Annotated in this window: 15 protein-coding genes; 10 read left to right on the forward strand and 5 right to left on the reverse strand. The window is 59.8% G+C overall.

The genetic code is table 11. The annotated features are described in order from the left end of the window. Positions 1–161 precede the first annotated feature (161 nt). The gene (locus tag HFK74_RS00885) at positions 162–1,382 is read right to left on the reverse strand and encodes a CaiB/BaiF CoA-transferase family protein (protein ID WP_180201983.1); all 1,221 of its coding nucleotides are present in this window, start codon (positions 1,380–1,382) and stop codon (positions 162–164) included. 12 nt (positions 1,383–1,394) lie between these two features. Next, a complete protein-coding gene (locus HFK74_RS00890; protein ID WP_008064832.1) occupies positions 1,395–2,576 on the reverse strand; it encodes an acyl-CoA dehydrogenase in 1,182 nt (393 codons plus the stop codon). 157 nt (positions 2,577–2,733) lie between these two features. Here HFK74_RS00890 and HFK74_RS00895 point away from each other — a divergent pair, with 157 nt between their 5' ends. The 10 genes from HFK74_RS00895 (at position 2,734) to HFK74_RS00940 (ending at position 12,616) form a co-directional block, all read left to right on the forward strand. Continuing rightward, complete coding sequence (locus HFK74_RS00895; protein ID WP_008064831.1) at positions 2,734–3,633, forward strand: LysR family transcriptional regulator; 900 nt, start codon at positions 2,734–2,736, stop codon at positions 3,631–3,633. Positions 3,634–4,069: 436 nt separating this feature from the next. Continuing rightward, positions 4,070–5,191 (forward strand): Re/Si-specific NAD(P)(+) transhydrogenase subunit alpha, encoded by a 1,122-nt coding sequence (locus HFK74_RS00900; RefSeq protein WP_008064829.1) that lies wholly within the window; start codon positions 4,070–4,072, stop codon positions 5,189–5,191. A gap of 11 nt (positions 5,192–5,202) precedes the next feature. Further along, positions 5,203–5,559, forward strand: coding sequence for an NAD(P) transhydrogenase subunit alpha (locus HFK74_RS00905; RefSeq protein ID WP_008064823.1), 357 nt, complete (start codon positions 5,203–5,205; stop codon positions 5,557–5,559). Next, entirely contained in the window at positions 5,556–6,989 is a 1,434-nt protein-coding gene (locus HFK74_RS00910; protein ID WP_008064822.1) for an NAD(P)(+) transhydrogenase (Re/Si-specific) subunit beta, read from the forward strand. Before HFK74_RS00905 ends, HFK74_RS00910 begins: the two co-directional genes overlap by 4 nt. A gap of 215 nt (positions 6,990–7,204) precedes the next feature. Further along, the gene (locus tag HFK74_RS00915) at positions 7,205–8,698 is read left to right on the forward strand and encodes an acetyl-CoA hydrolase/transferase family protein (RefSeq protein WP_180201984.1); all 1,494 of its coding nucleotides are present in this window, start codon (positions 7,205–7,207) and stop codon (positions 8,696–8,698) included. A gap of 319 nt (positions 8,699–9,017) precedes the next feature. Next, positions 9,018–9,233, forward strand: a complete 216-nt coding sequence (locus HFK74_RS00920; protein WP_180201985.1) for a DUF1127 domain-containing protein — start codon at positions 9,018–9,020, stop codon at positions 9,231–9,233. A 336-nt stretch (positions 9,234–9,569) separates the two neighbouring features. Then, entirely contained in the window at positions 9,570–9,887 is a 318-nt protein-coding gene (locus HFK74_RS00925) for a DUF2388 domain-containing protein (RefSeq protein WP_008064820.1), read from the forward strand. Positions 9,888–9,994: 107 nt separating this feature from the next. Then, positions 9,995–10,309, forward strand: coding sequence for a DUF2388 domain-containing protein (locus HFK74_RS00930; protein WP_180201986.1), 315 nt, complete (start codon positions 9,995–9,997; stop codon positions 10,307–10,309). Positions 10,310–10,337: 28 nt separating this feature from the next. After that, a complete protein-coding gene (locus HFK74_RS00935; RefSeq protein ID WP_008064818.1) occupies positions 10,338–10,658 on the forward strand; it encodes a DUF2388 domain-containing protein in 321 nt (106 codons plus the stop codon). Then, on the forward strand, positions 10,655–12,616 hold the full coding sequence (locus tag HFK74_RS00940; protein WP_180201987.1) for a DUF4105 domain-containing protein: 1,962 nt from the start codon (positions 10,655–10,657) through the stop codon (positions 12,614–12,616). The genes HFK74_RS00935 and HFK74_RS00940 overlap by 4 nt, the downstream gene beginning before the upstream one ends. Before the next feature lie 39 nt (positions 12,617–12,655). Here the strand turns inward: HFK74_RS00940 and HFK74_RS00945 are convergent, their stop codons facing one another. From HFK74_RS00945 to trpB, 3 genes are all read right to left on the reverse strand, one after another. Then, on the reverse strand, positions 12,656–13,096 hold the full coding sequence (locus HFK74_RS00945; protein ID WP_180201988.1) for an anti-virulence regulator CigR family protein: 441 nt from the start codon (positions 13,094–13,096) through the stop codon (positions 12,656–12,658). A gap of 121 nt (positions 13,097–13,217) precedes the next feature. Further along, on the reverse strand, positions 13,218–14,030 hold the full coding sequence (gene trpA / locus HFK74_RS00950; protein ID WP_180201989.1) for a tryptophan synthase subunit alpha: 813 nt from the start codon (positions 14,028–14,030) through the stop codon (positions 13,218–13,220). After that, positions 14,030–15,250, reverse strand: coding sequence for a tryptophan synthase subunit beta (gene trpB / locus HFK74_RS00955; RefSeq protein ID WP_180201990.1), 1,221 nt, complete (start codon positions 15,248–15,250; stop codon positions 14,030–14,032). Before trpB ends, trpA begins: the two co-directional genes overlap by 1 nt. Between the last annotated feature and the right edge of the window lie 56 nt (positions 15,251–15,306).

Genomic DNA, 15,306 nt, shown 5'->3' on the forward strand with positions numbered 1-15,306 from the left:
CGTTTCGACTGCGCCGGAAGTGGGGCGAATTATAGGCCTCCAGAATCTGCCGTCAAGCACTGATTCCGGTTTTCTATCAATAACTTACAGAAAGCGCCAAAACGCCCCCAATTGAGCCCTATAGAGAGGAGACAAACGCTCCTCTATATAGAAGAGCTCTATCAGAGAACGCCCGAAGTCTTGAGTGCAGACACGGCGCCAGCGTCCAGACCCAGCACCCGCTGCAAAACCTCCAGCGTATGCTCGCCCAGCAAAGGCGGCGCATACCGATACTCCACTGGCGTCTCGGACAACCGTATCGGGCTGGCCACCTGCGGCACACTGCCAGCCAACGCGTGAGGCAACTCGATGGCCAACCCGCGCGCCTTGACCTGAGGGTCTTCAAACATCTGCGCCAGGTCATTGATGGGACCGCACGGCACACCGGCCTGCTCCAACTGAGCGACCCATTCAGCGGTCGTCTTGAACACCGTAGCCTGACGGATCAGGGGAATCAGCACCGCCCGGTTTGCCACCCGCAACTTGTTGGTCGCAAAACGCGGATCGTCCGCCCACTGAGGCTGCCCCGCCACTTCGGCAAACTTGCGGAACTGCCCATCATTCCCGACAGTCAGGATGAAATCGCCATCTGCCGTAGGGAAGTCCTGGTAAGGCACGATGTTCGGATGAGCATTGCCCAGGCGCTTTGGCGCGTTGCCCGTTGTCAGGTAGTTCATCGCCTGGTTGGCCAGGCACGCGACCTGCACATCCAGCAATGCCATATCGATATGCTGCCCACCACCATCGTGGTCTCGATGTGCCAGCGCGGCCAGGATGGCCACCGTCGAATAGAGCCCGGTGAGGATATCCGTCAGCGCCACGCCAACCTTGACCGGCCCCGCACCTTCTTCGCCTTCAGGCCGACCCGTCAGGCTCATCAGGCCACCAAGGCCCTGGATCATGAAGTCATAGCCCGCACGCTTGGCGTAAGGACCGGTCTGTCCAAACCCGGTAATCGAGCAATAGATCAGATCAGGATTGATCGCCTTCAGCGACTCATAGTCCAGACCGTAGGCTGCCAAACCGCCAACCTTGAAATTCTCGATCAGGATGTCCGACTTGGCCGCCAGCTCACGCACCAGCTTCTGCCCCTCCGGGCGCGTGAAGTCGATGGTGACCGATTGCTTGTTGCGGTTGGCCGACAGGTAATAGGCGGCCTCGCTGGTGTTCTCGCCATAGGCGTCCTTGAGGAACGGCGGGCCCCAGGCGCGCGTGTCATCGCCATTGCCTGGACGCTCGACCTTGATCACTTCGGCGCCAAGGTCGGCGAGGATCTGCCCGGACCATGGCCCGGCCAGCACCCGCGACAAATCCAGTACCCGTAGATGCGAAAGCGCGCCCATGGCGTTCTCCTATTAATAGAACGCCTGGATGCCGGTCTGTGCGCGACCGAGGATCAGCGCGTGGACGTCATGCGTACCTTCATAGGTATTCACCACTTCCAGGTTGACCAGGTGACGAGCAACCCCGAATTCATCCGAGATACCGTTGCCGCCCAGCATGTCACGGGCCATGCGAGCGATATCCAGGGACTTGCCGCAGGAGTTGCGCTTCATCATCGAGGTAATTTCAACCGCCGCCGTGCCTTCGTCCTTCATACGGCCCAGACGCAGGCAGCCTTGCAGCGCCAGGGTGATTTCGGTCTGCATGTCGGCCAGCTTCTTCTGGATCAACTGGGTAGCGGCCAACGGGCGACCGAACTGCTGACGATCCAGGGTGTATTGGCGAGCGGTGTGCCAGCAGAACTCGGCTGCGCCCAGCGCGCCCCAGGAGATGCCGTAACGGGCCGAGTTCAAGCAGGTGAAGGGGCCTTTCAGGCCACGGACGTCGGGGAAGATGTTTTCTTCCGGAACGAACACGTTGTCCATGACGATCTCACCGGTGATCGAAGCCCGCAGGCCGACCTTGCCGTGAATCGCCGGGGCGCTCAGGCCTTTCCAGCCCTTTTCCAGAACGAAGCCACGGATGTCGCCGGCATCGTCCTTGCCCCAGACCACGAACACATCGGCGATCGGGCTGTTGGTGATCCACATCTTGCTGCCGGTCAGGCTGTAGCCGCCTTCCACTTTTCGTGCGCGAGTGATCATCGCACCCGGATCGGAGCCATGGTTAGGCTCGGTCAGGCCGAAGCAGCCGATCCACTCGCCCGACGCCAGTTTTGGCAGGTATTTCTGTTTCTGGGCTTCAGTACCGAATTCATTGATCGGCACCATCACCAGGGAGGATTGCACGCTCATCATCGAGCGGTAGCCGGAGTCGACACGCTCGACTTCACGCGCAATCAAACCGTAGCTGACGTAGTTCAGGCCGCTGCCACCGTACTGCTCGGGAATGGTTGCACCCAGCAGGCCCACTTCGCCCATTTCGCGGAAGATCGCCGGATCGGTCTTTTCATGGCGGAAAGCTTCGAGCACGCGCGGCGCCAGACTTTGCTGAGCGAACTGCGCAGCGGTGTCGCGGATCATGCGCTCTTCTTCGGTGAGCTGTTGATCCAGCAGCAGGGGATCGATCCAGTTGAAGCTAGCTTTACCGGCCATGAGTGTGTCCTCTCGAAACAGGTCAAATAACGTGCAGTGATCCTAGGCCGGGTTCGACGTCTGGGCAAACGAGGATTTCGCATACTGTTGTGCTAATTTCTCACTCCGAAACGTCGCAAAACCCATTCAAGGCGATGTATTAGTGAGGTTGACGTACATGCGCAGGAAAATACCCAGCACAACGGCCCTGATCAGCTTCGAAGCGGCCGCCCGCCATGAAAGCTTCACCAAGGCAGCCCTGGAACTTTCGCTGACCCAAGGCGCGATTTGCCGACAGATCGCCAGCCTCGAGGAGTTCCTCGGGGTGGAACTGTTCCGACGCTCCCGGCGCGGGGTCAAGCTGACGGAGGCGGGACTTTCCTACAGTCGCCGGGTGGCCACTCAACTCGATGCGGTTGAGCGCGACACCTTGTCCGTGATGGGCCAGCAGGGCGCCAACGTCATAGAACTGGCCGTGGTTCCGACCTTTGGTACGCAGTGGCTGCTGCCCCGGCTCAAGGACTTTCAACACAAACACCCGGAAGTGACGGTCAACCTGACCAACCGCACGCGGCCGTTCCTGTTTGCCGACACCGATTTCGACGCGGCGATCTACTTCGGTGATGCCGATTGGTCGGGTACTGAATCCCACAGGCTGATGGGTGAAAATCCGATGCCCGTGTGCAGCCCCAACCTGCTAGGCAATAAGGATGCCCTTACACCCTCTGAAATCGCCGATCTGCCCCTGCTGCAACAGACCACTCGCCCCTACGCCTGGCGCCAATGGTTCGACTCTCAACACCTGAACGTCCCGCGGGACATGACAGGGCCGCGTTACGAGCTATTCTCCATGCTGGCCCAGGCGGCGATGCACGATATGGGGATTGCGCTGATCCCGCCGTTCCTGATTCAGCGCGAATTGGCTGAGTCGCGCCTGGTGATCGCCAACCCGCAGGCACTCTCCAGCATCAAGGCTTATTACCTGATGATTCCGGAGAGAAAGGTCGAATCGGCGTCTTTAAGGGCTTTTCGTGACTGGCTGGTAAATCAGGCCCATGGCTACAGCCTAGAAGGATAAAGGCCCCGAGCACTTATCTGACCTCGTAGTCAGAAAAATAAAAACCCTACAGATATAAGTATTTGTCGCATGGAAGAAAACTGTACGGCGAAGCAGTACAAACGTGCCACAAGCGCCTGACGACGCGGCTTTGAGCCACTATTTCATCGCGATGCCGCATCATTCATATGGCCGATGTGTAAATTGTTTGATTTGCGTAAAAATCCCGGAAAGGCACGGCCTGCAAGGGATTGAGCCGTTTGGTTGCGACATTCGGTCACGGGGTGACTTGTAGTTAATTTTCCGTCACCCGTCATAATCCCTTGAAAGGGCACAAAGTTCGCCTGCAAAATGCCGCGCCCCGCCTGAATTTGGCGGGGTCGTGCTGATCGGCCGCCCCAGCCGCACCATCCGTAGTGCATGGGTTTACTCAATAAGATCACGCAGGAGATTTGACGTGCACATTGGTGTTCCTCTCGAAACCCAGACCGGTGAAACACGGGTTGCTGCAACCCCCGAAACTATCAAGAAGCTCATCGGCCAGGGTCACAAGGTCACTGTACAAAGCGGCGCCGGCGTCAATGCCAGCGTTGTCGACAGTGCCTATGTAGCCGCTGGTGCGGTCATTGGCAGCGCCAGTGAGGCGTTTGGTGCAGAGTTGATTTTGAAGGTGGTCGCTCCCAGCGACAGCGAGCTTGCCCTGATAAAGAGCGGCACCGTTGTGGTGGGGATGCTCAATCCGTTCAACAACGAAACCATCGCCAAGATGGCCGAGTGCGGCATTACCGCCTTTGCCCTGGAGGCCGCGCCTCGCACCTCCCGTGCACAGAGCCTCGACGTACTGTCCTCGCAAGCCAACATCGCCGGCTATAAAGCCGTGTTGCTGGCCGCCCATCACTATCCGCGCTTCATGCCGATGCTGATGACCGCCGCGGGCACCGTGAAAGCGGCGCGGGTGCTGATTCTCGGCGCCGGTGTTGCCGGGTTGCAGGCCATCGCTACGGCCAAGCGCCTGGGTGCGGTGATCGAAGCGTCTGACGTGCGTCCCGCGGTTAAGGAGCAGATCGAATCCCTGGGCGCCAAGTTCGTCGACGTGCCCTACGAGACCGATGAAGAGCGTGAATGCGCTGTCGGAGTCGGCGGCTACGCACGCCCGATGCCGGCCAGCTGGATGCAGCGCCAGGCCGTGGCCGTACACGAACGCGCCAAGCAGGCTGACATCGTCATTACCACGGCACTGATTCCGGGTCGCAAGGCACCGACGCTGCTCAGCGCGGAGACCGTGGCCCAGATGAAACCGGGCTCGGTGGTTATCGACCTGGCGGCGGCACAGGGCGGCAACTGCCCGCTGACCGTGGCCGACCAGGTGGTTGTCGAAAACGGCGTGACCATCGTTGGCCCGACCAACCTGGCAGCCGCGGTCGGCGCCGATGCCTCGGCACTGTATGCCCGCAACCTGCTGGACTTCATGAAACTGTTGTTCGATAAAGAAGGACAACTGGTGATCAACCTTGAAGACGATATCGTCGCCGCGTGCCTGATGTGCCGCGACGGCCAGATCGTGCGCAAGAACGGCTGAGGATAAAAACAATGGAAGACATGCTGATCTCTCACGGTATCTACAACCTGATCATCTTCGTGCTGGCCATCTATGTCGGCTACCACGTGGTCTGGAACGTGACCCCTGCACTGCACACCCCACTGATGGCCGTGACCAACGCGATCTCGGCCATCGTCATCGTCGGCGCCATGCTCGCTGCCGCCCTCACCGTGACCCCACTGGGCAAGACCATGGGCACCCTGGCCGTGGCCCTGGCCGCGGTCAACGTGTTTGGTGGCTTCCTGGTGACCCGGCGCATGCTGGAAATGTTCAAGAAGAAAGCGGCGCCAGCAAAAGCTCCGGCAGCCAAGGCCGAAGCAATCAAGGCTGAGGTGCAGCAAGCATGAGCATGAATCTGGTTACTTCCCTGTATTTGATCGCCTCGGTCTGCTTCATCCAGGCGCTCAAGGGACTCTCGCACCCAACCACGTCACGTCGCGGCAACCTGTTCGGCATGCTCGGCATGGGCCTGGCGATCCTCACCACGGTCGGCCTGATCTACAAGCTGGGTGCCGAACTGGCCCACGACGGTATCGTCTACGTGATCGTCGGCCTGCTGATCGGCGGCACTGTCGGTACGATCATGGCCAAGCGTGTTGAAATGACCAAGATGCCCGAGCTGGTCGCCTTCATGCACAGCATGATCGGCCTGGCGGCGGTGTTCATCGCCGTGGCCGCAGTGGTCGAGCCACAGTCGCTGGGTATCGTGCAGAACCTCGGCGATGCGATTCCGGCCGGTAACCGCCTGGAACTGTTCCTGGGTGCTGCCATCGGTGCGATCACCTTCTCCGGTTCGGTCATTGCCTTCGGCAAGCTGGCAGGCAAGTACAAGTTCCGCCTGTTCCAGGGCGCGCCAGTACAGTTTGGCGGTCAGCACAAGCTGAACCTGCTGCTGGGCCTGGCCACACTGGCACTGGGCGTGACCTTCATGCTCACCGGCGACTACACCGCTTTCAGCGTGATGCTGGCGCTGGCCTTCGTGCTCGGCGTGCTGATCATCATCCCGATTGGCGGTGCCGACATGCCGGTCGTGGTGTCGATGCTCAACAGCTACTCCGGCTGGGCAGCGGCGGGTATCGGCTTCTCGCTGAACAACTCGATGCTGATCATTGCCGGCTCGCTGGTAGGTTCGTCCGGTGCGATCCTCTCGTACATCATGTGCAAGGCGATGAACCGCTCGTTCTTCAACGTACTGCTTGGCGGCTTCGGCAACACGGCAGACGCGGGCCCTGCAGGCTCGAAAGAAGCGCGTCCGGTGAAATCCGGCTCGGCTGACGACGCAACCTTCCTGCTGACCAACGCCGACACCGTGATCATCGTTCCGGGCTACGGCCTGGCGGTAGCACGGGCACAGCATGCGCTGAAGGAACTGACCGAGAAGCTGACCCATCGCGGCGTGACCGTGAAGTACGCGATCCACCCGGTTGCCGGTCGTATGCCTGGCCACATGAACGTACTGCTGGCCGAGGCCGAAGTGCCTTACGACCAGGTGTTCGAGATGGACGACATCAACTCCGAGTTCGGCCAGGCCGACGTGGTGCTGGTGCTGGGCGCCAACGACGTGGTCAACCCGGCCGCGAAGAACGATCCGAAATCGCCGATTGCCGGCATGCCGATCCTCGAGGCGTTCAAGGCCAAGACCATCATCGTCAACAAGCGCTCGATGGCCAGCGGCTATGCCGGTCTGGACAACGAACTGTTCTATCTGGACAAAACCATGATGGTCTTCGGCGACGCCAAGAAAGTCATCGAAGACATGGTTAAAGCTGTCGAGTAATACCGTTTCGCAGTACCACAACGCCCCGACTCGTCGGGGCGTTTTTGTTTGCGCAAATTGTCGGACAAACCACCGCGTTGTTACCGAAACGGTAACGGTGTTTTGTCTGGAAGCACCGGAATAGACACCTCGTTTGCGACCTTGGTAGCGGGACACAGCGCCGTGAAATTCACTAGACTGCACGTCCTGCTACCCGTTGCCCGAGATAACAATCCATGTACCGTGACCGTATTCGCCTGCCTTCGTTGTTGGATAAAGTGATGAGCGCCGCCGAGGCTGCCGCTCTGATTGAGGACGGCATGACCGTCGGCATGAGCGGCTTTACCCGCGCCGGCGAAGCCAAGGCCGTACCCCACGCACTGGCCGAACGGGCCAAGGTCACCCCGCTGAAGATCAGCCTGATGACCGGTGCCAGCCTGGGCAACGACCTCGACAAACAGCTCACCGAGGCCGGCGTATTGTCGCGCCGCATGCCCTTCCAGGTGGACAGCACCTTGCGCAAGGCGATCAATGCCGGCGATGTAATGTTCATCGACCAGCACCTTTCGGAAACCGTCGAGCAACTGCGCAACCAGCAACTGAAGCTGCCGGACATCGCGGTGATCGAAGCCGTGGCCATTACCGAGCAAGGCCATATCGTGCCGACCACTTCCGTGGGCAACTCGGCCAGCTTCGCGATTTTCGCCAAGCACGTGATCGTCGAGATCAACCTGGCGCACAATCCCAACCTCGAAGGCCTGCACGACATCTATATCCCGACCTATCGTCCGACCCGCACGCCGATTCCCCTGGTCAAGGTCGACGATCGCATTGGCAGCACCGCCATCCCGATCCCACCGGAAAAGATCGTCGCGATCGTGGTCACCAACCAGCCGGACTCTCCGTCCACCGTGCTGCCACCGGACGTGGACACCCAGGCCATCGCCGATCACCTGATCGACTTCTTCAAGCAGGAAGTCGACGCGGGTCGCATGACCAACAAGCTCGGCCCACTGCAGGCCGGTATCGGCACCATCGCCAACTCGGTGATGTGCGGCTTGATCGACTCGCCATTCGAAGACCTGACCATGTACTCCGAGGTGCTTCAGGACTCGACGTTCGACCTGATCGACGCCGGCAAGCTGAGTTTTGCCTCTGGCAGCTCGATCACCTTGTCGAGCCGCCGTAACGCTGACGTATTCGGCAACCTGGAGCGCTACAAGGACAAACTGGTCCTGCGCCCGCAGGAAATCTCCAATCACCCGGAAGTGGTCCGTCGCCTAGGCATCATTGGCATCAACACCGCCCTTGAATTCGATATCTACGGCAACGTGAACTCCACCCATGTCTGCGGCACGCGGATGATGAACGGCATTGGCGGTTCGGGCGACTTCGCGCGCAACGCGCACCTGGCCATCTTCGTGACCAAGTCGATCGCCAAGGGCGGGGCGATTTCCAGCGTGGTACCGATGGTCAGCCACGTTGACCACACCGAACACGATGTTGACATCCTCGTCACCGAAGTCGGCCTGGCAGACCTGCGCGGACTGGCACCTCGGGAGCGCGCTCGCGTGATCATCGACAATTGCGTACACCCGGATTATCGCCAGGCGCTGGACGACTACTTTACGAAAGCCTGCGCAATTGGCGGACACACCCCGCATATCCTGCGTGATGCCCTGAGCTGGCACATGAACCTGGAAGAAACCGGGAGAATGATCGCTGTTTGATTGATACAGATGGCAGCTGACGCAAACACAGTTTCGTCAGCTTGCTGTTGCCAAGCCTAATCACGCCAAAAACTGTACTGCTGTACCGGTCTTTTCCTACCGAATTCTCCTACACACTTCACTCAAATGAGCAAAAATGCACCACAACGGCGCAGACAGGTACAGTTGCCTTATTTTCGACCAGTACACCCCCTATAAACAGTTAACTGAGCTCTCACAATACAGATGAACTGTATCTACAGAGACTAGGCAAACAAGAGGATCATGGGCACCAGTTAAGCCACTACCTAATCCCGCCATAAGCGGAAGGATGAAAACCATGGAACGTACACTCAGTTCCGATCTGTTCTTCGAAGACACCGCTGCAAAAACCCAGGTTTCCATGCCTCTGCGCGTTATCGCCAACCTGATGCTGTGGCAGCGCCGCATCTCCAGCCGCCACCAACTGGCTCGTCTGGACTCGCGTCTGCTGGCTGATGCCGGGATTAGCGAAGCACAACGCTACGAAGAGCTGAGCAAGCCGTTCTGGCGCTAAGTTAGCGTCGCTGGCTCTGACCTGCAGGGTCCACCGCCAGCAACCCGAATTGAACAAACAGAGCCCGTCGTGGGGAACCACGACGGGCTTTGTCGTTTTAGACGCTTCAAACGCGAAACAGGTACAGTTTTGATATTATGAGAACTGACCGTTACAGTTATAAAATGGACTTTCATCCGATCGAACTGGTTTCTAGCAACCTTTCTCTTAAAGGCTGTTCGAAATGGAGTACACAGGCCTAATATCAGGCCAGAACGTGGCGCCCCCCGAGTGTCTGGCGTCTGACTCTCAGACACTGCACCACCTCTTAATTGTCTTATCCAAAGGAGTTACACCATGTCCCGTCTTCGTCTGCTCAGCGCTGCAGCCCTGCTTGCCGTGGCTGCCAATGCCCACGCCACCAGCTTCATCGTGACCACCGATGCCGTCGTCGGTGCACTCAAAGCCACGTCCGACGCGACCTCCGACGTCACGTCTTCGTTCAAGGACGACAAGATCGTGCTCGCGGCCCGTGACGATGCTGCCAGCTTCGTCGCCAGCGAAGGCAGCATCCGTGGGGTAAAACTGGAAAGCGCACTTGATCACATTCGCCATCAGGCTCCACAACTGAACGCAACCGACGCACAGTTGGCACAGGCCATCCTGACCATCTAATCGTTTGCCGAGATGCGGGACACGCATGGCGTGTCCCAATGTTTCAGCACTGGCTCTAGCCCGGGCCTTGCGCTAGCCTTGGGACTCACTTTCAACTGTCGAGTCTCATGCGTTTTCTTTCAAGCCTGTTGATTGCTCCAGTATTTCTAGCAGCCTGCTACTCAGGGGCGGCCCATGCCTTCGACGCGTTTAACCTTTCTACCCAGGGCATCGTGGCCAGCAGTTATGCCTCAGGCATGGTGACCTCTGCCCCCTTCGACCATAAACTGCTCGCCGCCCGGGATGATGCCGCGGCATTCATCGCCAGTGATGGCCAGATGAGAGGCGCACGGCTGGAATCGGCCCTGGCTTACCTGCGCCAGACCCAGCCAAAACTTCATGCCAGCGACCTTGAACTGGCACAGGCAATTCTCGTCCAATAGTTATCCCAAGTTTTTCCGGAGTCGTTCCATGCGTAACCCACTGATTGTTGCCACTCTTGGCCTACTTTTGTTGGCTGATGTGGCCCAGGCCCAAACCCTGGTTGCCACCAGCAACATTCTCATTCGTGCCACCCAGCGCACACTGGACTTCACTTCCGACACCACGACGTCGATCCGCGACTCGAAAATTGTCCGCGAAGCCCAGGACGATGCCGCCAGTTTCGTCGCCAGCAACGGCGATATTCGTGGCGCGCACCTGGAATCCGCTCTCAACTTGTTGCGCACTCGCGTTCCGGAAGCCCGCGAAGCCAGTGATCAGGATCTCGCCGAAGCCATCCTCGCACTGTGAGGTCTCCAACTGCCTGGCTGTTGGCCGGGGCCATGCTGCTGTTCGGCAGCACGGCCCACGCCGACCTCGAACTACGCCTCAAGACCGAAGGCCTGAGCCCCGCGCAACAGCAAGCCAGCCAAGCGTTGCTTGATGAAGCCATGCAGGCATTGCCGCCGCGGTTCATCGAGCAACTCGACCGGCGTATCGACGTCGGCTGGACCGATAACATGCGCAGCGATGCCTACGGCCAGGCGTCGCTGGTGTCCGAGCTCGATCTGAACCGCAACCTGTTGGCGAGCCTTACCGATGGCAGCGCCGCGACCAAGAAAACCTATCGCCCCCATGGCACTGTGCGCCGGGAGATGCTCGCCACGGTGCTGCATGAGCTGACCCACATTTATGACCGCTCGCGCCTCTGGCCGAATGAGGAGCGCACGCTTATCCAGCGCTGTACCCAGCGCAATGGCAGTTCAGGGCTGATCGGCATTCCCGATCAATGCCGCGGCCAGTCCGATCGACGCTTTACCCTCAGCGACGACCCGCGCCTGCTCGACCTTGCCGGCTGGCAGCAGTACGTTGGCCGTCGTGGCGAGCGCGAGCAGCACAACCGCCAGATCGTCCGCAGCCCGGATATCTACGAAACCAGTAGCCCCAAGGAATTCGTCGCGGTCAACATGGAGTATTTCCTCCTCGACCCGAGTTACGCCTGTCGTCGCCCTGCGCTTTACCGCTACTACAAGGAGCGCTTCGGCTGGGCACCTGTGACCAAGGGCGATTGCGGCAAGACCTTCGCATTCCTCAATGCTGGCAATGACTTCGCCAAGACGCCTTTGGGCCAGGTCGATCCGGAGCGGGTCTACGCCGTCGACTACCTGCTGGCAGAGGCCAACCAGAACTGGGTCAGCCGTTGGGGTCACAGCATGTTGCGCCTGGTGATCTGCGCACCGGGCCGGCCACGCGGGCCGGATTGCCGCCTGGACCTGGACCAGCACCTGGTGTTGTCCTACCGCGCGTTCGTGGGCGACGTGCAGCTGTCGAGTTGGGATGGATTGGTGGGTAAATACCCGTCACGCCTGTTCGTGTTGCCACTGGCCCAGGTGATCGACGAATACACCAAGACCGAACTGCGCAGTCTCGCCTCCGTGCCGCTGAACCTGTCTCGTGAAGAGATTGAAAACGTGGTGGAACGGGCCGCCGAGATGCACTGGAGCTACGACGGCAACTACTTCTTCCTGTCGAACAACTGCGCTGTGGAAGAACTGAAGTTGTTGCGTGGCGGCACCAACAACTCAAAGTTGGTTGCGCTCGACAACATCATGCCCAATGGCCTGCTGGAAGTGTTGAAGGGTCGCGGGCTGGCGGATACCAGCGTGCTCGACGATCCACGTGAGGCACTGCGCCTGGGTTATCGCTTCGACTCGTTCCGCGACCGCTATCAAGCAATGTTCGAGGTACTGAGAAAGCAACTACCGATCAAACAGGAAAAGGTCGAAGACTGGTTGTCCCTGACCGCGGCGCAGCGCCGCCAGTGGTTCGATCAGGCGGATTTGCGCACCAGCGCGGCATTGCTCCTGCTGGAGCAGGCAAGCTATCGCCAGCAATTGCTTTTGGCCCAGGACGAGGTCAAGCAACGTTACCTGGGTGCCCGCGAGCTGAAAAACGGCGGAATGGATAAAGCCAACGCGACACTGAGGCAAATTCTCGATAGCAGCGGTTTCCTCAGTCGTCCGGCGGAATTGCTCGGCAGCGGCGGGTATGGCTTGCCGCAACCTGCTGAATGGCAACGCCTGGAATCGGAGACCAGCCTGCGGCAGAAGCAGCTTCAGGCACTGACCGGGGATCTGGACAAGGAAGTCAGGGCGCTGCTCGATCCAGACCGGGCAGCGGAAATGGCGGCCAATGAGGCCAACGTGAAACAGATTGGCGAGCACCTGCGCAAGTTGCACAAGGCTTCGGGTGGGTTGGAGTTGCCGTAAAAAAGGCTTCGTGACACGAAGCCTTTTGCCAAACGAGGGTCAGAGCACCCCTTCGAGAATCTCGTAGACAATCCCGGAGCCCACCGCGATCAATACGATATCGCTACCCGCCCGGCGCCATTCATAACCCTGGTAATACGGCAGCCGCCCCAACGCGCGGCCGTCCAGGCGCTCGCCGTAATAGCCATGGGGCAGTGGCCGGCCGCGTTCCAGATGTATGCCTGGAGGCGGCGGCGCACCACGGACGAAATAGTCGTGATGGTCATGAATCGTCTGACGCACCGGACCAAAATCCCGGGGAGGTCCACCGCGATGGTTGTCCTGCCCGCCACGATGGTCATTGTCGTGGTTATCGTATTGGCCCTGCTGCGGGCCGCCGCGGTCATGATCGTTGCGCTGATCAGCGCTGGCGTTCAGCAACGGGGTCGCACTGAGCATCAGCACACCCAGGCTGGCAATCAGACGTTTCGGCATTTTCATTGGGGCTTTCCTCACCACACACACAACAAAAAGGGCTCCAGAACGTAGTCCTGAAGCCCTCGGTCTTGCTGGTTAGTCTGTGTCGGGAGGCTCTAATTCCTCTGTATCAGGAACTTTACCTTCAGCTGACGCGGGCCTTACGCACGCCATCGGCCAACGCCGAGCACAGGCTCAGGACGCCATCGATGGCCTGATCCGGCGTCGTGGCATTGGCGATGTGATCGATCAGTGCCGAGCCCACCACCACGCCATCTGCCAGGCGCGCGATGGACGCCGCTTGCTCCGGCGTGCGGATGCCGAAACCGATGCTGATCGGCAGGTCGGTATGGCGACGCAGGCGGCTAACCGCTTCTTCGACGTGTTCCAGCGTTGCGGCGCCAGCACCGGTCACACCAGCCACCGATACGTAGTACACAAACCCGGAGCTGCCATTGAGAACTGTTGGCAGACGCACATCGTCAGTGGTCGGGGTGGTCAGGCGGATGAAGTCGAGACCGGCCGCCTGGGCCGGGTCGCACAGCTCACCGTTATGCTCGGGCGGCATGTCGACCACGATCAGGCCATCGACACCGGCTTCTTTCGCGTCGGAGATGAAACGTGGCACGCCGTATTTGTGGATCGGGTTGAAGTAACCCATCAGCACCAGCGGCGTTTCGGTGTTGTCCTTGCGGAACTCACGCACCATTTCCAGGGTTTTCGCCAGGTTCTGCTTGGCTGCCAGCGCACGGATGTTGGCCAGCTGGATCGCCGGGCCATCGGCCATCGGATCGGTGAAGGGCATGCCCAATTCGATCACGTCGGCGCCAGCGGCCGGCAAACCCTTGAGGATCGCCAGGGAGGTGTCGTAGTCCGGGTCACCGGCGGTGACGAAGGTCACCAGGGCGGCGCGGTTCTGTTCCTTGAGTTCGGCAAAACGCGTTTGCAGGCGGCTCATCAGTGTTTCTCCTGCTTTGATTGTTCCATATGGTGCATCACGGTCTGCATATCTTTATCGCCACGACCGGACAGGTTGACCACCATCAGGTGATCCTTCGGCAGGTTCGGCGCGCGCTTGAACACTTCAGCCAGGGCATGGGCGCTTTCCAGGGCAGGAATGATCCCTTCCAGGCGGCAGCACTGGTGGAATGCCGCGAGGGCTTCGTCGTCAGTCACCGAGGTGTACTGGACACGCCCGATGTCATGCAACCAGGCGTGTTCCGGGCCGATGCCCGGGTAGTCGAGGCCAGCGGAGATCGAGTGGGCGTCGATGATCTGGCCATCGTCGTCCTGCAACAGGAAAGTGCGGTTGCCGTGCAGTACACCCGGAACGCCACCGTTCAGGCTGGCCGCGTGCTTGCCGGTTTCGATGCCGTGACCGGCCGCTTCAACGCCGATGATTTCAACGCTCTTGTCGTCGAGGAACGGGTGGAACAGGCCCATGGCGTTGGAACCACCGCCGATGCACGCCACCAGGCTGTCAGGCAGGCGACCTTCCTGGGCTTGCAGCTGGTCACGAGTTTCCTTGCCGATGACGGCCTGGAAGTCGCGGACCATCGCAGGATAAGGGTGCGGACCGGCCACGGTGCCGATCAGGTAGAAGGTGTTGTCGACGTTGGTCACCCAGTCACGCAGGGCTTCGTTCATCGCATCCTTGAGGGTGCCGGTGCCGGCCACGACCGGGATCACTTCGGCGCCCAGCAGCTTCATGCGGAACACGTTGGCCTGCTGACGTTCGATGTCAGTGGTGCCCATGTAGATCACGCAGTCCAGGCCAAAACGCGCAGCCACGGTGGCGGTCGCCACGCCATGCATGCCGGCGCCGGTTTCGGCGATGATGCGTTTCTTGCCCATGCGCCGCGCCAGCAGGATCTGGCCGATGCAGTTGTTGATCTTGTGCGCGCCGGTGTGGTTCAGCTCTTCGCGCTTCAGATAAATCTTCGCGCCGCCACAGAATTCGGTCAGACGTTCGGCGAAATAGAGCGGGCTCGGACGACCGACGTAGTCGCGCTGGAAATAGGCCAGCTCTTCCTTGAAGGCAGGATCTTCCTTGGCCGCTTCGTATTCACGGGCCAGATCGAGGATCAACGGCATCAGGGTTTCAGCGACGTAACGGCCGCCGAACGAGCCGAACAGGCCGTTGGCGTCAGGGCCGTTGCGCAGATTAGTCTGGGTCATGGGGCGCTCCAATTGAATGCGTGATATGACAATGGGCTTCACTCTACCCCTGACGC

Source organism: Pseudomonas sp. SbOxS1, assembly GCF_013416725.1.
Lineage (GTDB): Bacteria > Pseudomonadota > Gammaproteobacteria > Pseudomonadales > Pseudomonadaceae > Aquipseudomonas.